This is a genomic window from Mammaliicoccus sp. C-M13, from assembly GCF_022386845.1.
Classification (GTDB): domain Bacteria; phylum Bacillota; class Bacilli; order Staphylococcales; family Staphylococcaceae; genus Mammaliicoccus; species Mammaliicoccus lentus.
In genome coordinates this window covers 12454-37168 of the sequence record NZ_JAJNHQ010000008.1, presented here as the reverse complement: position 1 = coordinate 37168, position 24715 = coordinate 12454, and the positions used below count along the sequence as shown (strand labels likewise).

Here is a 24715-nt window from a genome sequence, read left to right as displayed (position 1 = left end):
CACGAGATACAACGGGAAATAGGCAAATTACGTCCTGAGAGGGATTCGAACCCCCGACCGACGGCTTAGAAGGCCGTTGCTCTATCCTACTGAGCTACCAGGACATTTATTAACTCATTTATTAACACAAGAATAATTATATCTAATTGCTGCAGTTTAATCAATACTTTTTAAAAAGAAAAAGGTTTATTAAATCGCTTTCGAGGTATTATTACACTCTTTTTGTGAAATTTTGATTTTTTTATTAATCTGTTAGTACGATATCATTTATTTTTACTGTATTTTCTTTATCTGCTCTGCAAATTGATTGATCTTCAAAGATTTCTACTATACTTGCATGTACAAGTCCATAAGCGCTTAATACGTATATATTTTCATTACGATGTACTTCATCTTCTTCACCTTTATTTATACAAAATTTTTCATTGTTTATAAGTGATGTTACACGCGTTCTTTCCATTTATACCCGCTCCCGATTTTGATTAATTGTAAATCTTTTAAATTTACTGTGAATTAATAGTCATATTATAAAACATTTATTTTACAAATGAAAGTTTATTCTTTAATTGTAATTAAAATGAGATATTCTCTTGAATATCTCATTTTTTATTTATAACTATTCATTTATACTAAATTTTTACAAATCATATTATATCTTTTTAAAGTATATTACAGAGCTAGTGATTGTTTTTCTAGTTCTTTATGATCTCTATTTAAGAATGATAAATTTACATTTTCTCTTTTTTCATCGAATTCTAAAATCGCATATGTTTCTTCCCAATCTCCTCTAGTTTGCGATATACTACCAGGATTAATACAATATACTCCATTTATAGATTCACATAATGCAACATGACTATGACCATAAAATGCAAATTGAGCACCTTCATTTGCTGCATGTGCACTTAAAACTTCTCTATTTGATTTAATATCATATCTGTGCCCGTGTGTATAGAAATATTTAATATTCTCTATTTCTCCACTATTTTCTATTGGAAATTGAGGGTCAAAGTCACAATTCCCTTTTACACGCTTGAATAAACTTAATTCACTGTCATCATAATTAAATTCAGAATCTCCTAAGTGTAAAAATAAATCTGCATTTTTATGATAGTCATATAATTCATGAAGTATACCTTGTTCTCCGTGATTATCACTAACAATTATCCATTTCATTGAAATCGCTCCCCTATATCTTCATTCATAAGTTTAATAGCATTTCCTCTATGGCTAATTGCACTTTTCTCAGCTGCAGTTAACTCTGCCATAGTTTTATCTAACGATGGCACAAAGAATATTGGATCATAACCAAATCCATTCTCTCCTCTTTGTTCATCTATTATTTCTCCTTGTACTTTTCCAACATAAGTTACTGTATCTTTTCCTGGTTCACTTACAGCAATAGCACATATAAATTCAGCATTTTTATTTTCTTTATCTTTTAAGTTAGATAATAATTTTTCAATATTAGCTTGGTCATCTTTAGGTTCACCAGCGTAACGTGCTGAGTATATACCTGGCTCACCGTATAAAGCTTCAACGGACAATCCACTATCATCTGCTATCACAATTTTATTTAATGCTTTAGAAGCTGTTTCTGATTTTAAGATAGCATTCTCTTCAAAAGTTGTACCTGTTTCTTCTACATCAAAATCTGGTGCAATTTCTGATATACCTATCACATTTGCTTTAGGAAATATCGCTTTAAAATCTTCAATTTTACCTTTATTATTTGATGCAATTATAATGTCTTTCATAGTAGTCTCCCCTTACAATGTTATTCTTTCTACTTCTACATTTTCTATATGTAACCATTCTGTTATCGTTCGTGTAATGTGCTCAACATCACCATTGGCAAAGAATTTGTGCTGTGGGTTTGGCGTATAATAAGAATGTTCATTGCTAAAAGTTAACAACGCACTTACTTCCCTTGCTGTTTCTAAACCAGATGATATAACAGACTTTTCACCATCAAAATATTGATTGATTTGATTATAAATCAATGGATAATGTGTACAACCTAGAATTACTGTATCTGAATCATCATATCTCCATTGTTTCAGTGTCTGATGGATAACGATACTTGTAATCGTCGGGTCTTTATATCTCATCTGTTCAACTAATGGTACAAATCCTGGACAAGCAATGCCTTTTACCTCTACTTGAGGGTTTATAGTCTTAATACTTCTTCTGTATGCTTCAGATTTAATAGTACCTTCAGTACCTAATACAAGAACACGATTATTTTTGGTTGTCATTATAGCAGTTCTTGAACCAGGATCTATTACACCTACAACTGGTATAGACAGTAATTCCTGTAAAGGTTTTAATGCTACAGCTGTAGCTGTATTACACGCTATAACTAACATTTTAATATCTTTTTTAACTAAAAAATTAGCAAGCTGTATAGTAAACTCTTTGACTTCTTCTCTCGACCTCGGACCATAAGGACATCTACCAATATCACCTAAATAATATATTGTTTCATTTGGTAATTGTCTCATAATTTCCTTAGCTACTGTCAAGCCTCCGACTCCTGAATCTATCACGCCTATTGGTTTGTTCATTGGTCTTCACTTCTCATTCTTTTTAACATGATATCTAAAGCTTCATTAAATTTGATTTTATCCTCGTCATTCATAACAGACAATAATTCTTCAGTATATCTTTGTCTTGCGTGAATCACTTCGTCAATTAAATGCTCGCCTTTTTCTAGTAATTTAACATGGAAAACTCTTTTATCATCAACAGATTGAATCCTCATTGCTAACTCTTTCTTTTCTAATTTATCAATGATGTCTGTTGTCGTAGAATATGCTAAAAATAATTTTTTAGATAATTCACCTATAGTAAGATTTTCATTTTCATATAACCATTGCAATGTTATAAATTGTGGTGGTGAAATATCATAAAGTTTTAATTGTGTTCTCGCTGTATATTTTGTTCTTTCTACAATATGTCTTAGAGAATATTCAATCTGTTTCGTAATATCTTCCATAATCGATGGTACCTCTTTTCAACTTCTTACTTATACACTTTATAATAACATATCAAATAACTTGAAGTTAATGAAATGAGTTGATTAAGCCTTATTAGTATAGATAAACATCCTTATATTAAAGCATAAAAAGAGCCAGTAAAAATTCAAAAATACAAGAATTTTTACTAGCTTATATAAACTGGACAATGATGTCACAGCACTAATATATAATATTAATATACTTGGTGATCTGAACCAAAGAATGATTTAAACATTTGGAATGTTGCTTCTCTGTTCATTGAAGCAATTGATGTAGTTAATGGGATACCTTTCGGACAAGCATTCACACAGTTTTGTGAACTACCACATTCTTGAATACCACCGTCAGACATCAACGCTTTAATTCTTTCGTCTTTTGTCATACTACCTGTTGGATGTAAGTTGAAAAGACGTACTTGAGAAATAGCTTGTGCCCCCATAAAATTATTATTTACGTTTATGTTAGGACATACTTCTAAACAAACACCACATGTCATACATTTTGATAATTCATATGCTGTTTGTCGTTTTTTCTCAGGCATACGAGGTCCAGGACCTAAATCGTAAGTACCATCGATTGGAACCCAAGCTTGTACTTTTTTCAAGTTATCAAACATACGAGAACGATCTACTTGTAAATCACGAACTACTGGGAATGCTTTCATTGGCTCAAGCTTTATAGGTTGTTCCAATTGATCAATTATTGCAGAACATGATTGACGCGCTTTACCGTTAATAACCATGGAACATGCACCACATACTTCTTCAAGACAGTTCATATCCCATGTCACAGGTGTCGTTTTCTCACCTTTTGAGTTAACAGGATTTCTTTGGATTTCCATCAATGCTGCAATCACGTTCATGTTTGGTCTATATGGAATCACAAACTTTTCGTCATATGACTGTGATTTGTCATTTTCTTGACGAGTTATGATTAATGTAATTGTTTTGTCTTCTTGATTTTGTCCTTGTGCATTTTGTTCAACTGTTTGAGAGTCTGCCATTATCATTTACCTCCTTTAGATTTCTGTGAGTAATCTCGTTTACGAGGTTCAATGTGACTAATATCAACATCTTCATATGAAAATTCAGGTGCCTCTTCAGCTCCTCTGAATTGTGCTATTGTAGTTTTTAACCATTCTTCATCATTACGGTCAGGGAATTCTGGTTTGTAATGTGCACCACGAGATTCATTACGATTGTATGCACCAATTGTAATAACCCTAGCAAGCACTAACATGTTCCATAATTGACGCGTAAAGAATACAGCTTGGTTACTCCAAGTTGACGTATCTTCCATATCAATATCTTGATATCTTTCCATTAATTCTACTATTTTCTTATCTGTTTCTAACAGTTTGTCATTATGACGTACAACTGTTACATTCGCCGTCATAATTTCGCCTAGCTCTTTGTGTAATTTATATGCGTTTTCAGTACCTTTTAGATTTAATAAGTGATCGAATTTTTCTTGTTCTTCGTCAATACGTTTTTGATATAATTCTTCATCTAACTCTGTATATGAAGTTTCGATATTTTTAACGTATTCCATTGCGTTAGGACCAGCTACCATACCGCCATAAATTGCAGATAATAACGAGTTAGCGCCTAATCTGTTACCACCATGCTGAGAAAAGTCACATTCTCCTGCAGCGAAAAGTCCTTTAATATTGGTCATTTGATCAAAGTCTACCCATATGCCGCCCATCGAATAGTGAACAGCTGGGAATATTTTCATTGGGACTTTACGAGGGTCGTCACCAGTGAATTTTTCATATATTTCAATTATACCACCAAGTTTAACATCTAACTCATGAGCATCTTTATGTGATAAATCTAGGTATACCATGTTTTCGCCATTAATACCTAATTTTTGGTTTACACATACATCAAATATTTCACGAGTTGCGATATCACGTGGTACTAAGTTACCATAGTCAGGATATTTTTCTTCTAAGAAATACCAAGGTTTACCGTCTTTATAAGTCCAAATACGGCCACCTTCACCACGAGCTGACTCACTCATTAATCTTAATTTATCATCGCCCGGAATTGCTGTAGGGTGAATTTGGATAAATTCACCATTCGCGTATTTAGCACCTTGTTGATAAACAACAGATGCAGCTGAACCAGTATTAATCATTGAGTTTGTTGACTTACCAAAGATAATACCAGGTCCACCTGTTGCCATAATAACAGCGTCTGAACCAAATGATTCTATTTTAGCAGTTTTTAAGTTTTGAGCTATAATACCGCGAGCTGCATCTTCGTCATCTTTAACAATGCCTAAAAACTCCCAGCCTTCGTATTTAGTTACTAAACCTTGTACTTCGAATCTTCTAACTTGTTCATCTAATGCATATAGTAATTGTTGTCCTGTAGTTGCACCAGCAAAAGCTGTTCTATGATATAATGTTCCACCAAATCTACGGAAGTCTAAAAGACCTTCAGGTGTACGGTTAAACATTACGCCCATTCTATCTAATAAGTGGATAATACTTGGTGCTGCTTCAGTCATTCTTTTAACCGGTGTTTGGTTAGCAAGGAAGTCCCCACCATATACAGTATCATCGAAGTGAATAGATGTAGAGTCACCTTCACCCTTAGTATTAACTGCACCATTAATACCACCTTGAGCACAAACAGAGTGTGAACGTTTAACTGGTACTAATGAGAACAAGTCAACATGTGCACCTTTTTCCGCAGCTTTAATTGTTGCCATTAAACCAGCTAAACCACCACCGACAACAATAATTTTGTTGTTTGCCATAAAAATTGTCACTCCCCTAAAAAGTATAAATCTTATACGAACGCGAATATAGCTCTTAAGCCAATAATACTAATAACGATAAATACGAATAATGTTACATAAGTCATATAGCGTTGTGACTTAGGCGATTGTGTGATCCCCCAAGTGATACAGAATGACCATAAACCATTTGAGAAATGGAATATAACACTTAATACGCCGATAACATATAACGTTACTGAAATAGGATTAGATAATATATCTGAAACCATATCAAAATCAATATGATGTCCTAATGCTGCCTGTATACGCGTTTGATAAACGTGTACAGCAATGAATATAAACGAGATAACACCTGTTATACGTTGGAATAAAAACATCCAGTTTCTAAATAATGATTGTCTGCCTACATTTTCTTTAGCTGTAAACGCTATGTATAATCCATATATAGCGTGGAATAATATAGGAATATAAATTATTACCACTTCTAAAACGATTTTGAATGGTAAATGCCACATAAAGTCTGAAGCTTTATTAAATGCCTCTGGACTAATAGTTGCAAAATGGTTAATTACCAAATGCTGAATCAAAAATATTCCTATAGGAATTACACCTAACATTGAATGGATACGACGTAAAATAAACTGATTTTCGCTTGACGCCAAAAGAAGTCCCCCCTAACTTTAATCTATAACTCGATTGTGTCTATATTTTCTTTTATAACTGAAAACGATTACATGTGTATTAAAAAAAACACAATGAGCATTACATGTATATTGTAACATTATTACATAAGATTTTGGGTATGAGAATTATTCTCATACCCATATAATTGGATTTTCTATTGTAATATTACTCTTTACTATCAAGTTTTACTTTTAGGTTGTGGGCGACTTTCTGAGGCAATCCAATTTTCATAAATTCTTCTTCATTAGATTCTCTCATTTTTTTAATTGAACCAAAATGTTTTAATAAATTTTGTTTTCGTTTTGGTCCTATACCTTCTATTTCATCTAATACAGATTTTAAAGAAGTTTTTTGTCTTGTTGATCGATGGAATGTAATAGCAAATCTATGAACTTCATCTTGAATTCTTTGTAATAAATAAAAAGCTTGAGAATTTTTCTTTAGTGGTATAATTTCTGCTTGCGTACCATATAATAACTCAGAAGTTTGATGTTTATCATTTTTGCTAAGCCCTGCTATTGGAATATCTAAGCCTAGTTCATTTTCTAAAACTTCTCTTACTGAAGACATGTGTCCTTTACCACCATCGACTATAATTAAATCAGGAATTGGTAAACCTTCTTTTAATACTCTCGTATAACGTCTTCGAACTGCTTCTTGCATTGATTTATAATCATCGGGTCCATCAACTGTTTTAATTTTATACTTTCGATAATCTTTCTTGCTTGGTTTTCCATCTACGAAAGCAATCATAACAGAAACAGGATGAACACCTTGTATATTAGAATTATCAAAAGCTTCTATTCTAATAGGTGTTTGGATCCCCATTGAATCTCCTAAATCCTCAATAGCTTTAATTGTTCTAGATTCATCTTTAGCAATTAATTCGAATTTATTATTTAATGAAATATTAGCATTTTTAATTGCTAAATCTACCATTTCTTTCTTCTTACCTCTTTGTGGTTGTATAACTTTTGAATCAACAACAGACTCTACTGTTTTTTTGTCAAGATTTTTTGGAATGTGAATTTCTTTCGGTGTTAAATGTTGGTTTAACGTATAAAATTGACCAATAAATGTATAGAATTCTTCTTCAGCAGTTTGAATAATTGGAATCATAGAAGCCTGTCTTTCAATTAGTTTACCTTGTCTAATGAAAAATACTTGGATACATATCCAACCTTTATCTACTGAATAACCGAAGATATCTCGCATTGTCATGTCAGCTGACATCATATTTTGTTTGTAATTCAACATTTCAATATGCTTAATTAAATCTCTATATTCTTTTGCTTCTTCAAATTTTAATGCTTCACTTGCTGCATTCATTTTATCGTGTAGATCATTCACTATCGTTTTATCATCACCGTTTAAAAAGTCAGTAATTTCTTTAATCATTTGTTGATATTGAGCTTGTTCAACTGGATAAACACATGGACCTAGACATTGACCGATATGATAATAAAGACAAACTTTATTAGGCATTGTAACGCATTTTCTAAGTGGATATATTCTGTCTAATAACTTTTTAGTTTCTTGTGCTGCATATGCGTTTGGATAAGGGCCAAAATATTTACCTGAATTTTTCTTTACTGTGCGTGTTACGAGTAAACGTGGATGTTCTTCATTTGTTATTTTAATAAATGGATAACTCTTGTCATCTTTTAATAAAATATTATATCGTGGTTGATGCTTCTTAATTAAGTTTAATTCTAGTAACAAAGACTCTATTTCACTAGAAGTTACGATAAACTCGAAATCTCTTATTTCCCCGACTAAACGTGTTGTTTTTTCATCATGTGCTCCCGTAAAATAGCTTCTAACCCTATTTCTTAAACGTTTAGCTTTACCAACATATATTACTGAATTGTGTCTATCTTTCATAATATAACAACCAGGTTCTGTAGGTATAACTTCTAGTTTTTGTTTAATTTTCTTTTGGTAGTCTTCCACAAAATTCACCTACCTTTATAACTTTTTAATATTATTATATCAATAAATCGTCTACCTACCAAAACATACGTTCTATTTACAATGTGAAAAGAGTAGGATAAAAATCTAATTTTTAAATAAGATTTTATACTCCCACTCTAGCAATTCTAACTAGTATTGATAAAACGTTAATGGAACGCATTAGTAAGCCAGTCAGTCATCTATTGCCAATATGACAAATCAGGCTGAGACATTGATTAATGTCCCAGCCTGATGATTGGATTTAAGATTAATAATGTTTAGCTAAAACTTGCTCTAGTTGTTCTTTAGGTTGGAAACCTACAACTTTATCAACAGGTTCGCCGTCTTTAAATACGATTAATGTAGGAATACTCATTACTTCATATTTAGCTGCTGTTTCTTGGTTTTCATCAACATCTAATTTAACTATATTTGCTTTACCTTCAACGTCTTTAGCTAAATCTTCTAATACTGGTGCAATCATTTTACAAGGTCCACACCAAGGTGCCCAGAAATCTACTAAATTAACGCCTTCTTTAATTTGTTCGTCAAAGTTTGAATCAGTTGCTTTTACTAATGCCATAGGAAATATCCTCCTTGATAATTAATGATATAGTGAGTATAGCACGGTTCATAGACCGATGCATGTTGTTTGCTCACACTGTATTGTACTTCATGATGTACTGTTAATCAATCACTTAAAATTAGGTGTTCTTTTTGAAATAAAAGCGTCAATTCCTTCTTGAGCATTTTCTGTTTCAATGATATCTACGAAATGTCTTTCCTCAATTTGATCACTTTCTAATGATATATCCAGATTAGACATTTGCTTAATTACTTTAATAGAATCTGATGATTTACTCGCTATGTTAAAGGCTAACTCTTTCGTTACATTATCTAATTCATTTTGTTCAACAATATCATTAAATAAATGTGATACATCTTCAGGCTTTATCATATCTCCAGTTAATGCGATTTGAAGTGCTTTATGTTGACCTATCATTGCGGATAGCCTTCTCACACCACCAAATCCAGGAAAAATACCTAAATTAACTTCTGGTAACCCTACTTTAGTGTCATTCGTTATAATTCTCATATCACATGCTAAAGCCAATTCTAAACCTCCGCCTAAGCATACGCCGTGAATAGAACTAATAACTGGTTTGTGGCATGTTTTAATCAATCTAAATAGTTTTGCACTTGTCGAAGCTAAATTTAACCTTTCATGCTTGGATAGTCCAAGGAATGATTTGATATCTGCTCCAGCTGAAAAACATTTCTCATTCCCTTTAATTACTATTACTTTAACATCATTGCCAAATCCTATTTCTTCTATAGCTCCTATAATTTGATTTAAAACCGCTTCGTTCAAAACATTTACAGGGCCATTATTAAGTTCAATAAACAAAACATTTTGTTCTATATTAGTTTTTATCATGACACTTCTCCTTATAAGAAAATTAAATAAGCGATACCTGCTATAAATGTTAAAGCAGAAATAACGATTAATACTTTAGCAAGCTTATACATATCAAAATTATCCAATATGTTTCCTCCTTATTTCAATGTCACTACAGTAACACCAAATCCACCTTCTGAAGGCATACCTGTCCTAAAGCTGTCGACTGAACGATGTCGTTTCAAATGTTCTGTCACACCTTTTTGTAACGCACCAGTACCTTTACCATGAATAATATTTACTGTACCATAATTTGATAAAACTGCTTGATCAAGATATTGGTCTAATTCTATCATAGCTTCTTCGTAACGATAACCACGTAAGTCTAAATCCATTTTTATAGTAGATCTATTGGTTCTTGGCACGACTTTTTGTGGTTGTTGTTTTTTCTTATCTAGTTTCTCTAAATCTTTAATTTCTATTTTCATCTTGAGAATACCCATCTGAACAATCGCTTCCTCATCACTAGCAATATCAATGACTTCACCTTTTTGTCCATACGATAATACTTTAACATCGTCACCTACTTCTATTTTATCATGACGTTCTTTCTGTACATTCTGTTTAATGGATTCTGCAGTATATTGGTTATCTAAACGTTTTTTGCGTTCAATTAATTCATGTTCTTTTACTTCAGCGCCAGATTTATCTCTCATATCTCGCAATTCTTGTAAAATGTTTTCTGCTTCTCTAGTTTTTTGTTTCACTTCTTGATTTGCTTTATTGCGTGCTTCATCCATTAATTGAGTCTTGAATTTTTCAAAACGTTGTAACTCTTGAGATAGTGATTGATGTAGTTCTTGTGATTCTTGTTTTAATTTTTCCACTTCAATTCTATCGTTTTCCACTGATTTAGCATTCTTTTCTAACGACTCAATCATGACATTAATTTCTTTCTCATCTTGACCAATTAGCGATTTAGCATGATTAATTAACTCATTTTTTAATCCTAGTTTTTTCGAAATTTCAAACGCATTAGATCTTCCTGGTATACCCATTAATAATTTATAAGTTGGTTTTAGAGTCTCTACATCAAATTCCACACTTGCATTCATCACTTTGTCTCTATTGTAACTATAAGCTTTAAGTTCTGGATAATGTGTTGTAGCCATTATTAATGCATCTCTTTCAATTGTATAATCTAATATACTCATCGCTAATGCAGCACCCTCACTTGGATCAGTACCTGCCCCAAGCTCATCAAATAAGATTAATGAATCTTTATCTGCGTGCTCGATAATATTAACAATATTCTTCATATGTGATGAAAACGTAGATAGAGATTGCTCTATAGATTGTTCGTCACCAATATCACAAAATACATTTTTAAATATTGTAATGATTGAACCGTCTAAAGTTGGAATTAATAAACCAGATTGCGCCATTAATGTAATCAAACCAACTGTTTTTAAAGTTACTGTCTTACCGCCTGTATTAGGACCAGTTATAATAACAGCATTTATATCTTCCTTAAATTCAATCGTATTGCTAACCACTTCATTTTCATTGATTAATGGATGTCTTGCTTTAGGTAAATATATAGCTCTATCTTCAGAAAGAATAGGTTTTGTTGCTTTTATAGTCGTACCAAATTTGGCTTTAGCAGTTATAAAATCTAAATGACCCATTATTTCTGTGCTTGTTAGTAATTCATAAGATACACCGCTAACTAGTTCTGTAAGAATATATAGCAATCTATCTCTTTCTTCTTTTTCTTTCACTTTTACTTGTGCAATCTGATTATGCATTTCAACAATTGCACTAGGTTCTATATATAAAGTTTGGCCGGATGCAGACTGATCATGTACGATACCACTGAAATCTTGACGGTATTCAGTTTTAACAGGTAATACATGTCGATCATTTCTCACTGTAACAATCGAATCTGATAATTTCTTCTGATTCGATTGAGATCTTACCATTTGTTCCAATCTTGATTTAATACGATCGTTCGTTTTTTTAATTTGATATCTCAATTCCGCTAATTTAGGACTAGCCGTATCAAATAAGTCATGTTCATCACATTGTTCATTTATTTGATTTAACAATTCACTGAGCACTGGTAATCGAGAAACTTGTTCGTCTATTATTGGATACAGAATATCTTCATCTTCTTCTACAATGCTTGCATAAAATGTTTTAAATCTATTTTGAACTTGTATATTTCTTTTAATTTGATTAAGTTCTTCGACATTTAATAAACTTCCTATTTCAGACCTTCTTACAAGAGATTTAATATCTTGTAATCCTGAATATCCTGGCACCCTATGTTTATTATATATTTGTGTCATTTCATCCGTTTCATTTAAACTATGTTGAACAGATGCATAATCATCACTTGGTTTAACCTCTTCAATTAAGCGTGTCGCAATGTCACTTGTAGCATGAGCTGACAATTTTTGAATAATTAAGGGATATTCAAGAACTTTTAATGTTTTTTCATTCATTTTATCTTCCCTCTTCTATTTGTACATTATTTATTAGAACGAATCCATTCTTTAAATGAATCACGATCTTTAGTATTTATAACTTGGTCTTTTTTGACCCATCCTTTTTGTGCAGTACCGACGCCATATTTCATAAAATCAAAGTGATCGATATGATGAGCGTCTGTATTAATAGTAATCATTAAATCAGGATGTTTTTTTAATACTTCTGCATTTAAATCCAATCTTTGTGGATTTGCATTTAATTCTAAAACAGTATTTGTTTTTTTAGCCATCTCAATAAGTTGTTCAATATTAACTTTATAACCATCTCTTCTACCTATAATACGGCCTGTAGGATGAGCTATATGTCTTACATATGGGTTCTCACATGCATTTCTTAACCTATTCATAATTTCTTCTTCAGTTTGATTAAAGCTTTGATGAATGGCAGCAATTACATAATCTAATTCTTTTAATACTTCGTTAGGATAATCTAAAGTACCATCTGGTTTAATATCCATTTCTGTACCACTATAGATATCAATTTCTTTATATTTTTCGTTTAATTGTTTGATTTTTTCATTTTGTTCTAAAAGTCGATCTATAGATAATCCGTTAGCTACTGCAAGGCTTCTAGAATGATCAGTTATACATATGAATTGATAACCTTTCTCTATCGCAGCTTCTATCATCTCTTCTAATTTAAAGGCACCATCACTATAAGTTGTATGCATATGGATATCACCATTGATATCACTTAATTGAACAATATTACTAATATCTTTATCAAATTCTGTACCATCTTCACGCATAGTTGGAGGAACATACGGTACATTGAAGTGATCATAAATAGCTTTTTCATTATCATAAGTAATTATATTACCGTTACTTTCTTCAATACCATATTCACTTATTTTTTCATTTCTTTCTTTAGCCAATTGCCTAATTCTTATATTATGATCTTTTGAACCTGTAAAATGTTGCAAAGTATGGTAGAAAGCTTCAGGCTTAATCATTCTGAAGTCTACACCTATTACATCATCTTCAATTAATATATCTAATGAGACTTTAGTTTTACCTACAGCAATTTGTTCTTGTATGTCTGGGAATTGTAAAAGCGCTTGTTGAACATCCATCTCATTTTCAGTAGAAATAATATAGTCTAAATCTTTGCTCGTTTCTTTCATTCTTCTAAAACTACCCGCAACATGATATTCAATTATGCCGTCAATATCATCTAAAAAGCGATTAATCACTTCGTGTGCTTTAATCATTGTATTGATTGGATAACGTTCAGGTCTTTGTCCTAGAACTTTAGCTTCTTCTAGTAACTTCTGTTCCGTTTTTTTAGCAAAACCTGGTAAAGCTGAGACTTCATTATTTTCACAAGCTTTTATTAAATCTTCTTTATTTTTTATATTTAATTCTTTGTATAATTTTGCGACTTTTTTACTGCCAAGACCTGGAATTTTTAAAAGCGGAATCAAGCCTTCTGGTATTTCTTCTTTAAGTTCATCTAAATAACTTTGTTTACCTGTTTCTAAATATTCATTAATTACATCTCCAACACCTTTACCTATTCCTTTCAGTGTTGTGACATCGTCAATTTCTTGTATCGTTCTTTCATCAGTTTCTAAGGATTGACTAGCTTTTCTATATGCTGATACTTTAAAAGGATTCTCCCCTTTAATTTCCATATATACTGCAATTGTCTCAAGCATTTTCACTATATCTTTTTTCGTTAACATATCTATTCCTCCGTAAAAAAAGTCATAGGTTGGCCCATGACTTAGTTCAATATGATTCAATTAATTTGAAAGCCAATTTACTAACAAATCAGATAAGAATGGTGTTTTTGTTAATACAAGATTCCCTACAGAAGATTGGTGTAAAGCTTCTATAAACATAGGTATAGGTATCACTGCAACAGTAGCAAGTATTATAATCACGATAATATATGTTTCTATAAAACCAAGTACCATAGCAAAGTATTGCGCATACTTACCACCGAATTCCATTTGATGATAAAAATCAAATACAGTAGAAATTACTTGTAAAATTATTTTAGTCAAAACAAATAAAATGAGAATTGCCATAATATTATAAAATGCATCCTCATTATTAATATTTTTAAATATTGCATTAGTACCTTCAGTAGATGCACTTGGATAAGGAAGTAAAAGATGTAATTGCTTACTAAATGGCGCATAGCAAATTACTGCTACTACAAGTGCAGAAATTGTACTTATAGCATGTAAAGACTCTAATACCAAACTTCTTCTATAACCAATGATGACACCTAATATTAAACATATAATAACTAGTAATGTAATCATTCTAAATTTCCTTTATTTTTTAATTGTTTTATTTCTTCTTGGAGCTTTTCATTCTCTTCTTCCAATTTAACATACTCGTGCATCACATTTACAGCAGTGAGAACTGATTTACGTGTTGTATCCAACCCAGCATTTAATTGACCCAATGCTTTAATCTTCTCATCTACTCTACCAGCTACATAACGAATATGAGATGGATCGTCTTCTCCAATTATTGTATAATGTTGATCATTTATAACTACTGTTACTCTGTTTTTGTTTTCACTCATTATACTACCCCTGTTCAAATTATAAATGGATTATTCTATACTTAATCATAATATATTATACATGACATATGTTCATTTGTGTATGATAATCCACTAACTTCCCAATAGAATATTCGTTTTAACCAAAAAATTATGATAACCTTAACTAAGAAAATATATTAAAGGCAGGATATACATTGTGGGAAATATCGTTAAAGTAATAGACACGCAAACCATCAATCATTTAATTAATCAATATAACATGGAAACAACTGGTCTTCCTAATGGTACCATTGCACGAAAAAAAATTAAAAGTACTCAAGTACAAATTTATCATTCTAAAAAAATTATGTTTCAAGGTAAAGATGCAGAACAAGTAGCTTCACAACTACTTGGAATTAAAATCGAATCATCTCAACCCCAAAAAACTAGTACATCTAATAAAGTTTATAATTTCGACAAGCATAATACTATAGGCAGCGATGAGGCAGGCAGTGGTGATTATTTTGGGCCATTAACAGTTTGTGCAGCTTATGTTTCCAAGAAAAATGCAGAAATTTTAAAAACTATAGGTGTTATGGATTCTAAATCACTGACTGATGCTAAAATTGTACAGTTAGCAGAGCAAATCATTGAAATTTGTCCACATTCGCTCATAGTTCTTGATAATGATAACTATAATAAAAAGCAACTTGACGGTTGGAGTCAAGTAAAAATGAAAGCTGTATTACATAACCAAGCAATTACTAATGTTATATCACGTATAGATGAAAATGAATTAGAACAGATTGTCATTGACCAGTTTGTTCAAGCTAGTACATATGAACGCTATACAGCAAGCCCTATGCCTAGAAAAGATATTACATTTTTTGAAACAAAAGGTGAATCAAAATCAATTGCTATAGCTGCAGCAAGCATTATCGCTAGATATGCTTTCGTAAAACATATGGATAAAATCGCGAAAGATTTAAATATGATTATACCTAAAGGCGCTAGTAGTAAAGTCGATTTAGAAGCTGCTAAAATCGCTCAGAGATATGATATGCACCAACTCGATAAAATTTCGAAAAAACATTTTAAAAATAGAGAAAAAGTTTTAGATTTAATTAACCGTAAAAGGAGAAATTAATATGCTGCTCATAACTATAGGTTGGCAAGTTATCTTAGCCATTCTTATTATGTGTTATTTAATATGGTTTATCGGAAAACAAATTACAAAAATGAGTAAACGTAAAAAGAAATAATAATTCTCATGTAAACATTCAATATTATAAATATCGAAATGAAAAACGCCAATCCGTGAATTGTAAACTCATGGATTGGCGTTTTTGTTTTGTTAATTATGATCTCAACGTGGCACCTTGTTGTTCTAGTGCTTTTAGTATTTGATTGTGTACAGCTGTAACTTTTTCTTCAGTTAGTGTGTCATTTACATCTAAGTAATCTATACGGATAGCTACTGATTTCTTGCCTTCTTCCATATGTTCACCTTCATAAACGTCAAATACTTCTGTATGATTTAAGATTTCTTCACCATTTTCATCAATAGTATTAATTAATGAAGAAGCTGAAACTTCAGTACCTACAACTAAAGCAACATCTCTTGATACACCTGGGAATCTTGGTATAGGTGCATATTCAATTTTACCTACTGGATGCTCTAATATTCTAGTGAAGTTTAGTTCAAAAACATACGTACGGTCTAAATCATTTTCTTTCTCTACAGTTGGATGCAGCTCTGCAATTAAGCCGATTACTTCATCATCTAATTTTACATATGCTGTTCTACCTGGGTGTAATAAATCTACTTTAGTAGTTTCAAATGTAAAACGTACATTTAATTGTTCTGCAATACGTTCCACGATGCCTTTTACTAAATAAAAGTCTACTGGTTCATCTTTTTGTTGCCAACGGTTACCTGAATATTGTCCTGTTAGTATTCCACTTAAGAACTCCACTTCAGTTGGCAACTCATCTTGACCATTACCATAAAAGACTTTACCTAATTCATATAATGCTACATTTTTATTCTTTCTAGCAACGTTATAACGTGTTGCATCAATCAATCTTGGTAATATGCTTTGACGTAAAGCAGCTTGATCTTCACTCATAGGCATCATCAACTCAACGACATCATGTTGATTGATTGTAAATTGAGTAGCTATATCTTTACTCACTAAAGAGTATGTTATCGCTTGGTCTAAACCTGCACCTTCTAGAATTTCTTTTACTTTACGTGTTTTTAGTTGATTATCTGTTAAATAACCTGCTGTAGCATTTTCAAAGTTTGGTAAAGTTGATGGCAATTGGTCGTAACCGTATATTCTCGCTACTTCTTCGATTAAATCAGCTTTAATTGTAATATCATTACGTCTTGAAGGAACAGTTACTTCAAAGTCTTCACGTGTAATATTAGTAGTGAAACCTAAACGATTGAAAATTGTATCAATCTCGTCTGTCGATAAATTAAATCCAATTAACTCATTCACATCGTGTGTTGAAATACTGATTACTTTAGAAGTTGCAGGTAAAGTTCCGTCCGATACAACTTCGTTTAACACTTTTGCTCCTGCGATTTCTTGTAATAAATAAGCTGCTCTATTTAATGCCTCAAGTACTCTTTCACTTGCAACACCTTTTTCGAATCGATTTGATGCTTCACTACGTAGACCTAATCTTCTAGATGTTTGACGAATATTAGTTGCATTGAATAATGCACTTTCAATTACAACGTTCACAGTGTTTTCTGTTACTTCAGAAAAATCTCCACCCATCACACCAGCTATTGCGATTGGTTCTTTACCGTTAGTAATTACAATGTCCGAAGTTTTTAAAGTTCTTTCAACATCATCAAGTGTTGTCATTTTTTCTTCCTCTTTAGCATAACGAGCAACAATTTCTTTAGAACCAATTTGATCTTGATCAAACATATGAAGTGGTTGACCGTATTCAAGCAATACATAGTTTGAAACATCAACTACATTATTGATTGGACGAATACCTGATTTCATTAATCTTGATTGTAGCCAAGTTGGTGATGGTTCTATCGTGACATTTTTAACTATTCTAGCTGAATAAAACGGCACCGCTTCTGTATCTTCAACAGTAATTGATAGTTCATCAGAAGCTTTTGCAGTGGTTTCATTAACGTTTGTATTTGGATACTTAATATCTTGATCATACAAAGCACTAACTTCATGTGCAGCACCTAGCATACTTAAGCAGTCAGCTCTATTAGGTGTTAAATCAAAGTCCATTACTTGATCATCTAATAATAAAGCTTCTAACGCATCATTTCCTGGTGTTGGCTCATTTGAAAATACATAAATACCGTCTGCATACTTTTTAGGTAAGACGTTTTGATCCATACCAATTTCTTGTAGAGAACAAATCATGCCTTCAGAAACTTCGCCTCTTAATTTAGCTCTTTTAATTTTAACCCCGCCAGGCAATCTTCCACCGACTTTAACAACAATAACATGTTGGCCTTCATCGACATTTGGTGCACCACAAACAATTTGTACATGTTCTTCTTCGCCAACATCTACTTTACAAATATTTAATTTATCTGCTTCTGGATGTTTTTCTTTAGAAACGACGTGACCTACGACTAATTTCTTAATATCTTTACTATAGTCCGTAATGCTATCTACTTCTATACCACTTCTTGTTATTTTTTCTGCTAGTTCTTCAATACCAGCATCTATTTTTATAAATTCATTTAACCATTCTTTACTTACTAACATTACGCTTCACCACCATCTTCTACAGGCTTAAATTGTTCTATAAATCTCACATCATTAGTATAGAAGTGTCTTATATCCTCAATTCCATATTTCAACATAGCTAATCTATCTGGCCCTAATCCGAATGCAAATCCAGAATATTTATTTGAGTCAAACCCAGCCATTTCTAATACGTTAGGATGTACCATACCTGAACCTAATACTTCTATCCAACCAGTTTGTTTACACACATTACATCCTTTACCTTTACATTTAAAACAGGATACGTCTACTTCAACTGAAGGTTCTGTAAATGGGAAGAAGCTTGGTCTTAAACGTATTTCTCTATCTTTACCAAATAATTTACGTACTAATAGTTCTAGAGTACCTTTTAAATCACTCATTTTAATGTTCTCTGCAACTACTAATCCTTCGATTTGAGTAAATTGATGACTATGTGTTGCATCATCAGAATCTCGTCTATAAACTTTACCTGGACAAATAATTTTTACTGGACCTTTACCATTTCTTTTTTCTAAAGTTCTAGCTTGAACTGGAGATGTGTGTGTACGCAATAAAACTTCTTCTGAAATATAGAAAGTATCTTGCATATCTCTCGCTGGATGTGATTTAGGTAAATTTAAAGCTTCAAAGTTATAATAGTCCGATTCAACTTCATAACCTTCAACGATTTCATATCCTAATCCAATAAATAAATCTTCTAAATCTTCGTTAATTTTAGTCAGAGGATGTTTTGCTCCTAATGCCACTTTTCTACCAGGCAAAGTTACATCTATTGTTTCATTCTCTAGTTGTTCATTTAACGCTTCTTCTTCTAATAATTCTCTTTTAGATTCAATTTCAACTTCAACAGCGTTACGTACTTCGTTAACTAATTGACCAAATTCTGGTCTTTCTTCTTTAGGTAAATCTTTCATTTCTTTCATCAAACTTGTAATAACGCCTTTTTTACCTAAGTAATTTACTTTAACATCTTGTAATGATCTTTCAGCTTTAGCTTCGTTTATGCGAACAAGCGCTTCTTGTCTTAAATCTGAAAGTTTCTCGCGTAATGACATATATATCCTCCTATTTAGTCGAAAAAAAGACTTCCACCCCTCAATAATAGAGGGACGAAAGTCTTCCGTGGTACCACCCAAATTTATACATACTCATGCATACACTTATATGTTGATAACGGATCTACATTCCGACTTAAATTTCTTTAAGTTGCCAAAAGGATGAAAAAAATTAAGTCACAACATAGGATTTTTCAGTCACGAATCCATTCCCTTTCATGCGCGAACATTAATTTACGTCCTTTTATTAGCTCATATTGATTATGAAATCATTATATAAAATTATACATGAATGGTCAACCTCTCAAGTGATAGAGTAAAATACCACTAGATACAGCTACATTTAAGCTTTCAGCTTGGCCATATATAGGTATATTTAAGTTCTGGAATGTTTCCTGCAATAATGATTCATCAACACCACTGCCTTCATTACCCATAATTAAAGCAAAATTGTCTTGTTTTTCAACAGTGTTATATGGCACTGCGTTTTGTAAACTCGTTCCAAATACTTTGCCATCAAATGATTGTATAAATGTTAATAAATTTTCTTCAATGATTGGCAAATGGAACACGCTACCTTGTGATGCTCTTAACACCTTATCTTGATAAGGGTCTGCACTGCCTTTAGAATAAATAACTGCATCCATACCAGACGCATCTGCATTACGAATAAGTGCCCCCATGTTTCCAGGATCTTGTACTCTATCTAAAATAAGCACTTGTTTAAAAACATCTGCTTCGTAATTCGGAATATCAACAACAGCGAATATACCTTGTGGTGTAGTTGTGTCCGACAATGCTTCAGCTACTTTAAAATTTATAATATAAGCATTTTCCGCATAATCTATAATTTGTTCATCTAATCTTGAAAAATCTACTGATAATAAAGAATTTATTTTTAGTTGACTGCGAAATGCTTCTTCAACTAAATGATAACCTTCAATAAGAAATTGCCCTTGTTTTATTCTGTCTTTCTTTTTCTTTAATTTATTAATTTGTTTTATTTTATTATTTTGTGCTGAAGTGATTTCTTCCATATAATCTCCTCGTGTTTACGTAATCTTATGTATCTATTATATATGATAACCACATATTTTCATATAAATAAAAAAACGCCCTTAAAAAGGACGTTGTAATATAACTTATTATTTAGAAACGACTTCTTTACCTTTGTATGATCCACATGCTTTACATACACGGTGAGATAATTTCATTTCTCCACAGTTAGAACATTCTACCATGCCTGGTACTGAGATTTTGAAATGAGTACGACGTTTTCTTTTAGCTGCTTTTGAAGTTCTTCTTTTTGGAACTGCCATGTTTAATTCCTCCTTAAATTTTATAAACACTAGTTCGATTATTTTTCATCATCGAAGAATTGTTGTAATTTTTGAAGTCTTGGATCAACTTTACGTTCACTATCTTCTTGATCTGAAGTTTCAGTTGATTCAATTTGATCTTCGCCAATAACTTCCCAACCATTGCCTGCCATTGAAATATCTTCACTACCTTCAGAAAATACGCGTTGTGGCTTTTCTAAAATAACGAGTTCTTCGATAATCGGTAATAAATTAATCATACCGCCTTCGACTTTATGTCTAAGACCGTCTTCTTCTTCATCACCATCGCTAAACTCATCTAATTCGAATATTTCCGTTGAAGTAGTATCAAATGGTAGATCTACTGGCTTTAAAGTACGGGCACATGGTAACGTCAATACACCGCTAATGTCAAGATTGACAATTATCTCATGCATTCGCACTTGTACGTCTCCTGTTACTTTTATTGGAGATATATCGATAAGTTCATCTACTCGTTCAGTAAGATATTTCATATCGATTTCTTTATCAAAAGTAAATGGTTCGTCTTGGTATTTATTAAGTTGTGTTATTGACCACTTCATCTAGGTTCACCTCTTACAAACACAAAAATTATTGTAACCTTAACGACAACGTTTGTCAAGATTTTTTCTTAACATTCATTATCTGATACAATACTAATGATGAAGTGAAATGAGGGGAATTGCAAATGAAAAGTGTTGCTTTAATTACAGAGTATAATCCGTTTCATAATGGCCATGTTTATCATGCTGAACTATCTAAAAACATAACAAACAGCGATGTATCAGTCGCTGTTATGAGTGGATCGTTTACGATGCGAGGAGAACCAGCAATTTTGAATAAATTTCAACGTGCTAAAATGGCTGTTCAATATGTAGATTTAGTAGTGGAATTACCACTTATTTATGCAATATCTTCCGGAGAACTTTTTGCTCAAGGTGGTGTTGATATAGCAGAACAATTTAAATGTAATTATTTATCTTTTGGTAGCGAGTCAGGAAACGTTAATGATATTAAAGAGACTATTAGTCAAATTGAAGATATAAAAAATGATATACGATATAAGGAAATGATTAAAGAAGGAAAATCTCACCCTAGAATCATCTCTGAATTAATTCAAGATTCAAAGTTATTATCAGGCTCTAATAATTTATTGGCTATAGAATACGTCAGACACATAATAAACAACGACCTTAATATCGAACCAGTGACTATACAACGAAAAGACAACTTATTTCTAGATTCAAGCTTAAATCAACGCTCACACATTTCCAGTGCAACCTCAATAAGAAATGCATACTTTTCAAATGATGAGCAATATAAACTAAGTTTACCTGAATTTAGCTCTAACTTATTAAGTTCACATAAAGGTGTAAACTGGGATGATTTTTTCCCATTATTAAAATGGACTATTTTGAGATCAAGTACAAAAGAATTACAAGAAATTTATATGATGACTGAAGGGTTAGAATATAAACTAAAGAAAGAAATAGAAGATAGTCAGACTTTCGATGAATTCGTATCGCGCATTAAATCAAAAAGATATACTTGGACGCGTATTCAAAGATTACTAACTGCTACATTACTCAACATCAAAAATATAGATGTAAACTCTTATAAACCACAAGCAATTCGTGTATTAGCAATGTCCGAACAAGGTAGAAAATACATTAAAGAAATACAAGAGTCATGCCCATTACCAATTATTACTAATGTTAACAAAAAGTCTGCTCCGTATTTTGAACATGAGATTAAAGCCACATCTTTATACCAGTATGTATCTGGAGAATCAGAAACAGACTTTAATCAACATGTTTATATAAAAAAATAGTGAAACTTATTTAATGGAAATAAACTTCGTGCTTTAGTATATATCGCACGAAGTTTATTTGTTGTTCTCTCGTTTTTCTTTTAAAGCTTTATTTACATTGGCGGGAACAAACTCCGAAACATCTCTATCGTATTGCGCTACTTCTTTTACAACACTAGAACTAATAAATGAATACTTATTATTAGTCATCATATATAATGTTTCTATATCATCATCTAATTTTTTATTCATAGATGTTAATTGCATTTCATATTCGAAATCACTCACAGCTCTCAATCCTCGAACAATTGTTGTCGCATTGATTTCCCTACAAAAATCAACGAGTAAGCCGTGGAATGTATGTACTACGATATTAGGTACATCTTCTACCGCTTCTTTTATTAATGCCACTCTTTCTTCATTTGTAAATAAACCTTTTTTCGAAGAATTTTTTAATACCGAGACATGTACTTCATCAAATATTTTAGCGCTTCTTTTTATAATATCTATATGTCCTAAAGTAATTGGATCGAAACTACCTGGGACTACTGCTATTTTTTTAGACATCGTTCTCTCCTTTTGTCAGCAACATAACATGTGTAAGACCATATTCATACTTTTTAAAGATTTCAAACTGACGTGTATTTATATTTTCTGATTTATCAAATTCACAAACAATTGTACCATTAGCACTTAATAAATTAAATTCTTCAATTTTTTCTAATGATTTATTTATAAGGTCTTTATTATAAGGTGGATCTAAAAATATATAATCAAATTGAATTTCTCTTTTATTCAATGCTTTTAAAGCTCTAATAGCATCATTTTTATACACTTCATACTCTGAAGATGGGATTTTGAGTAAATCCAAGTTTTCTTTTATCATTTTTGTCGCTTTAAAATTGCCATCTACAAAAATAACTTTGTTTAATCCTCTTGATAATGCTTCAATACCTAACCCACCACTTCCTGCAAACAAATCTAAGCCAAGCCCGTCAACGTCTTGTAAACTATTGAAGATACTTTCTTTTACTTTATCGGTAGTTGGTCTTGTAGATTGGCCTTCAATTGTATTTATATGTAACCTTTTATATTTTCCACCAATAACTCTCAATTGAATCAACTCTTTCTTTATTTTAAATTATTAACTATACTAATTATATATTATATGAAAACGAGGTTTACCATATGAAGCAATCATTTATTGTCATTGGACATGGATTAACGGATTTATTTGAATTTCAAACAATCATTGAATACAATCACGAACGTATTTCTGATATTTTGATGCTCCACACGCCTTTATCTGAGGAGAAGCTATCAACAGCTTGCATAATTATGAAACCGACTAAAGAGAACCATTTTCAAGCTATCTATACAATATTAGAAGGCATAAGATATCCGTATCCAGAATCTAACAAAAAATTCGATTTAATTAATCAATGGGCAAATGAATATGACATAAAAGTAAAAGGTCTAGACGTAAAGTCACGGTCTGAATTCGCAGAAGATGAACTTTACTTCACTTACTTAAAAGGTGTATTAAGACTAGAACGTTACTTGCCACCGTTACAATAAATTAAAAGTTCAAATATTCTTTTTTCTCAACATTTTTATTTGAATAATCTCTCTTAACACTCTTAAATGGTGACACTTTCACATCTTTAACATATTTTAATTTCATTAGATGTTGGATAGTGTCATCTATTTTATCTTCATTTGTATAAAGCATGACATATTGTTCTTTTTTATGAGAATAATAAATATTCCCGAATTTACGTAATTGTCTTTCATGTTTCATATTTTTTAAATAGACAATAATACTAATGCGCTCTACTAGCTCCATGACAATATCTCCCTTCATGTTTTATTTTTATATTA

General features: G+C 31.7%; 26 protein-coding genes and 1 tRNA gene. 3 read left to right on the top strand and 24 right to left on the bottom strand.

Annotated elements, in window-relative coordinates; translation table 11 throughout:
* Positions 1 to 30: 30 nt before the first annotated feature.
* From LQ615_RS07595 to zapA, 16 genes are all read right to left on the bottom strand, one after another.
* Positions 31 to 104: transfer RNA gene (locus tag LQ615_RS07595), tRNA-Arg, on the bottom strand.
* 140 nt (positions 105 to 244) lie between these two features.
* Complete coding sequence (locus LQ615_RS07590; protein ID WP_017000532.1) at positions 245 to 460, bottom strand: hypothetical protein; 216 nt, start codon at positions 458 to 460, stop codon at positions 245 to 247.
* Positions 461 to 669: 209 nt separating this feature from the next.
* Entirely contained in the window at positions 670 to 1176 is a 507-nt protein-coding gene (locus LQ615_RS07585) for a metallophosphoesterase family protein (RefSeq protein ID WP_103268814.1), read from the bottom strand.
* Complete coding sequence (locus LQ615_RS07580; RefSeq protein WP_064204082.1) at positions 1173 to 1757, bottom strand: XTP/dITP diphosphatase; 585 nt, start codon at positions 1755 to 1757, stop codon at positions 1173 to 1175. The genes LQ615_RS07585 and LQ615_RS07580 overlap by 4 nt, the downstream gene beginning before the upstream one ends.
* Before the next feature lie 12 nt (positions 1758 to 1769).
* Complete coding sequence (racE, locus tag LQ615_RS07575) at positions 1770 to 2567, bottom strand: glutamate racemase (protein WP_017000529.1); 798 nt, start codon at positions 2565 to 2567, stop codon at positions 1770 to 1772.
* On the bottom strand, positions 2564 to 2998 hold the full coding sequence (locus LQ615_RS07570) for a MarR family winged helix-turn-helix transcriptional regulator (protein ID WP_064204083.1): 435 nt from the start codon (positions 2996 to 2998) through the stop codon (positions 2564 to 2566). Before LQ615_RS07570 ends, racE begins: the two co-directional genes overlap by 4 nt.
* A 215-nt stretch (positions 2999 to 3213) precedes the next feature.
* Positions 3214 to 4023 carry a succinate dehydrogenase iron-sulfur subunit gene (gene sdhB, locus LQ615_RS07565; RefSeq protein ID WP_017000527.1) on the bottom strand — a complete coding sequence of 270 codons (810 nt, stop codon included), beginning with the start codon at positions 4021 to 4023 and terminating at the stop codon, positions 3214 to 3216.
* A gap of 2 nt (positions 4024 to 4025) precedes the next feature.
* Positions 4026 to 5789 (bottom strand): succinate dehydrogenase flavoprotein subunit, encoded by a 1764-nt coding sequence (gene sdhA, locus LQ615_RS07560; RefSeq protein ID WP_017000526.1) that lies wholly within the window; start codon positions 5787 to 5789, stop codon positions 4026 to 4028.
* Positions 5790 to 5821: 32 nt separating this feature from the next.
* Positions 5822 to 6433 carry a succinate dehydrogenase cytochrome b558 subunit gene (locus LQ615_RS07555; RefSeq protein WP_017000525.1) on the bottom strand — a complete coding sequence of 204 codons (612 nt, stop codon included), beginning with the start codon at positions 6431 to 6433 and terminating at the stop codon, positions 5822 to 5824.
* A 187-nt stretch (positions 6434 to 6620) separates the two neighbouring features.
* The gene (uvrC, locus tag LQ615_RS07550) at positions 6621 to 8408 is read right to left on the bottom strand and encodes an excinuclease ABC subunit UvrC (RefSeq protein ID WP_064204085.1); all 1788 of its coding nucleotides are present in this window, start codon (positions 8406 to 8408) and stop codon (positions 6621 to 6623) included.
* Positions 8409 to 8676: 268 nt separating this feature from the next.
* Complete coding sequence (gene trxA, locus LQ615_RS07545) at positions 8677 to 8991, bottom strand: thioredoxin (protein ID WP_017000523.1); 315 nt, start codon at positions 8989 to 8991, stop codon at positions 8677 to 8679.
* A gap of 111 nt (positions 8992 to 9102) precedes the next feature.
* A complete protein-coding gene (locus tag LQ615_RS07540; protein WP_064204086.1) occupies positions 9103 to 9846 on the bottom strand; it encodes an enoyl-CoA hydratase/isomerase family protein in 744 nt (247 codons plus the stop codon).
* A 119-nt stretch (positions 9847 to 9965) separates the two neighbouring features.
* Positions 9966 to 12314: an endonuclease MutS2 gene (locus LQ615_RS07535; protein ID WP_239703878.1), complete on the bottom strand. Its 2349-nt coding sequence runs from the start codon at positions 12312 to 12314 to the stop codon at positions 9966 to 9968.
* 26 nt (positions 12315 to 12340) lie between these two features.
* Entirely contained in the window at positions 12341 to 14044 is a 1704-nt protein-coding gene (gene polX, locus LQ615_RS07530) for a DNA polymerase/3'-5' exonuclease PolX (RefSeq protein WP_239703879.1), read from the bottom strand.
* Positions 14045 to 14104: 60 nt separating this feature from the next.
* Positions 14105 to 14632 (bottom strand): CvpA family protein, encoded by a 528-nt coding sequence (locus LQ615_RS07525; RefSeq protein WP_064211130.1) that lies wholly within the window; start codon positions 14630 to 14632, stop codon positions 14105 to 14107.
* The gene (gene zapA / locus LQ615_RS07520) at positions 14629 to 14901 is read right to left on the bottom strand and encodes a cell division protein ZapA (RefSeq protein ID WP_017000517.1); all 273 of its coding nucleotides are present in this window, start codon (positions 14899 to 14901) and stop codon (positions 14629 to 14631) included. The genes LQ615_RS07525 and zapA overlap by 4 nt, the downstream gene beginning before the upstream one ends.
* 178 nt (positions 14902 to 15079) lie before the next feature.
* On the opposite strand from zapA, the gene rnhC reads away from it, so the two are divergent.
* On the top strand, positions 15080 to 16009 hold the full coding sequence (rnhC, locus tag LQ615_RS07515; protein WP_239703880.1) for a ribonuclease HIII: 930 nt from the start codon (positions 15080 to 15082) through the stop codon (positions 16007 to 16009).
* Positions 16010 to 16220: 211 nt separating this feature from the next.
* Here rnhC and pheT read toward each other — a convergent pair whose 3' ends face one another.
* The 5 genes from pheT to LQ615_RS07490 form a co-directional block, all read right to left on the bottom strand.
* A complete protein-coding gene (gene pheT, locus LQ615_RS07510) occupies positions 16221 to 18626 on the bottom strand; it encodes a phenylalanine--tRNA ligase subunit beta (RefSeq protein WP_103268817.1) in 2406 nt (801 codons plus the stop codon).
* A complete protein-coding gene (gene pheS / locus LQ615_RS07505) occupies positions 18626 to 19684 on the bottom strand; it encodes a phenylalanine--tRNA ligase subunit alpha (protein ID WP_064204092.1) in 1059 nt (352 codons plus the stop codon). The genes pheT and pheS overlap by 1 nt, the downstream gene beginning before the upstream one ends.
* Before the next feature lie 296 nt (positions 19685 to 19980).
* Positions 19981 to 20721: a TrmH family RNA methyltransferase gene (locus LQ615_RS07500; RefSeq protein WP_064211129.1), complete on the bottom strand. Its 741-nt coding sequence runs from the start codon at positions 20719 to 20721 to the stop codon at positions 19981 to 19983.
* A gap of 108 nt (positions 20722 to 20829) precedes the next feature.
* Positions 20830 to 21003, bottom strand: a complete 174-nt coding sequence (gene rpmF, locus LQ615_RS07495) for a 50S ribosomal protein L32 (RefSeq protein ID WP_017000511.1) — start codon at positions 21001 to 21003, stop codon at positions 20830 to 20832.
* A 38-nt stretch (positions 21004 to 21041) separates the two neighbouring features.
* Positions 21042 to 21587 carry a YceD family protein gene (locus LQ615_RS07490; RefSeq protein WP_103268818.1) on the bottom strand — a complete coding sequence of 182 codons (546 nt, stop codon included), beginning with the start codon at positions 21585 to 21587 and terminating at the stop codon, positions 21042 to 21044.
* A 125-nt stretch (positions 21588 to 21712) separates the two neighbouring features.
* Here LQ615_RS07490 and LQ615_RS07485 point away from each other — a divergent pair, with 125 nt between their 5' ends.
* Positions 21713 to 22855 carry a nucleotidyltransferase gene (locus tag LQ615_RS07485; RefSeq protein ID WP_017000509.1) on the top strand — a complete coding sequence of 381 codons (1143 nt, stop codon included), beginning with the start codon at positions 21713 to 21715 and terminating at the stop codon, positions 22853 to 22855.
* Between the two features lie 54 nt (positions 22856 to 22909).
* Here LQ615_RS07485 and coaD read toward each other — a convergent pair whose 3' ends face one another.
* Both coaD and rsmD read right to left on the bottom strand, forming a co-directional pair.
* The gene (gene coaD / locus LQ615_RS07480) at positions 22910 to 23401 is read right to left on the bottom strand and encodes a pantetheine-phosphate adenylyltransferase (RefSeq protein ID WP_064204094.1); all 492 of its coding nucleotides are present in this window, start codon (positions 23399 to 23401) and stop codon (positions 22910 to 22912) included.
* The gene (gene rsmD / locus LQ615_RS07475) at positions 23394 to 23957 is read right to left on the bottom strand and encodes a 16S rRNA (guanine(966)-N(2))-methyltransferase RsmD (protein ID WP_228064634.1); all 564 of its coding nucleotides are present in this window, start codon (positions 23955 to 23957) and stop codon (positions 23394 to 23396) included. The genes coaD and rsmD overlap by 8 nt, the downstream gene beginning before the upstream one ends.
* 65 nt (positions 23958 to 24022) lie before the next feature.
* On the opposite strand from rsmD, the gene LQ615_RS07470 reads away from it, so the two are divergent.
* On the top strand, positions 24023 to 24412 hold the full coding sequence (locus LQ615_RS07470) for a DUF7147 family protein (RefSeq protein ID WP_017000506.1): 390 nt from the start codon (positions 24023 to 24025) through the stop codon (positions 24410 to 24412).
* Position 24413: 1 nt separating this feature from the next.
* Here LQ615_RS07470 and LQ615_RS07465 read toward each other — a convergent pair whose 3' ends face one another.
* Complete coding sequence (locus LQ615_RS07465; protein ID WP_017000505.1) at positions 24414 to 24680, bottom strand: DUF2129 domain-containing protein; 267 nt, start codon at positions 24678 to 24680, stop codon at positions 24414 to 24416.
* Between the last annotated feature and the right edge of the window lie 35 nt (positions 24681 to 24715).

Coding starts and splice junctions, on each gene's coding strand:
- LQ615_RS07590 (WP_017000532.1), bottom strand. CDS start 460: ATGGAAAGAACGCGTGTAACATCACTTATAAACAATGAAAAATTTTGT.
- LQ615_RS07585 (WP_103268814.1), bottom strand. CDS start 1,176: ATGAAATGGATAATTGTTAGTGATAATCACGGAGAACAAGGTATACTT.
- LQ615_RS07580 (WP_064204082.1), bottom strand. CDS start 1,757: ATGAAAGACATTATAATTGCATCAAATAATAAAGGTAAAATTGAAGAT.
- racE (WP_017000529.1), bottom strand. CDS start 2,567: ATGAACAAACCAATAGGCGTGATAGATTCAGGAGTCGGAGGCTTGACA.
- LQ615_RS07570 (WP_064204083.1), bottom strand. CDS start 2,998: ATGGAAGATATTACGAAACAGATTGAATATTCTCTAAGACATATTGTA.
- sdhB (WP_017000527.1), bottom strand. CDS start 4,023: ATGGCAGACTCTCAAACAGTTGAACAAAATGCACAAGGACAAAATCAA.
- sdhA (WP_017000526.1), bottom strand. CDS start 5,789: ATGGCAAACAACAAAATTATTGTTGTCGGTGGTGGTTTAGCTGGTTTA.
- trxA (WP_017000523.1), bottom strand. CDS start 8,991: ATGGCATTAGTAAAAGCAACTGATTCAAACTTTGACGAACAAATTAAA.
- LQ615_RS07540 (WP_064204086.1), bottom strand. CDS start 9,846: ATGATAAAAACTAATATAGAACAAAATGTTTTGTTTATTGAACTTAAT.
- LQ615_RS07535 (WP_239703878.1), bottom strand. CDS start 12,314: ATGAATGAAAAAACATTAAAAGTTCTTGAATATCCCTTAATTATTCAA.
- polX (WP_239703879.1), bottom strand. CDS start 14,044: ATGTTAACGAAAAAAGATATAGTGAAAATGCTTGAGACAATTGCAGTA.
- LQ615_RS07525 (WP_064211130.1), bottom strand. CDS start 14,632: ATGATTACATTACTAGTTATTATATGTTTAATATTAGGTGTCATCATT.
- zapA (WP_017000517.1), bottom strand. CDS start 14,901: ATGAGTGAAAACAAAAACAGAGTAACAGTAGTTATAAATGATCAACAT.
- pheT (WP_103268817.1), bottom strand. CDS start 18,626: ATGTTAGTAAGTAAAGAATGGTTAAATGAATTTATAAAAATAGATGCT.
- pheS (WP_064204092.1), bottom strand. CDS start 19,684: ATGTCATTACGCGAGAAACTTTCAGATTTAAGACAAGAAGCGCTTGTT.
- LQ615_RS07500 (WP_064211129.1), bottom strand. CDS start 20,721: ATGGAAGAAATCACTTCAGCACAAAATAATAAAATAAAACAAATTAAT.
- rpmF (WP_017000511.1), bottom strand. CDS start 21,003: ATGGCAGTTCCAAAAAGAAGAACTTCAAAAGCAGCTAAAAGAAAACGT.
- LQ615_RS07490 (WP_103268818.1), bottom strand. CDS start 21,587: ATGAAGTGGTCAATAACACAACTTAATAAATACCAAGACGAACCATTT.
- LQ615_RS07485 (WP_017000509.1), top strand. CDS start 21,713: ATGAAAAGTGTTGCTTTAATTACAGAGTATAATCCGTTTCATAATGGC.
- coaD (WP_064204094.1), bottom strand. CDS start 23,401: ATGTCTAAAAAAATAGCAGTAGTCCCAGGTAGTTTCGATCCAATTACT.
- LQ615_RS07470 (WP_017000506.1), top strand. CDS start 24,023: ATGAAGCAATCATTTATTGTCATTGGACATGGATTAACGGATTTATTT.
- LQ615_RS07465 (WP_017000505.1), bottom strand. CDS start 24,680: ATGGAGCTAGTAGAGCGCATTAGTATTATTGTCTATTTAAAAAATATG.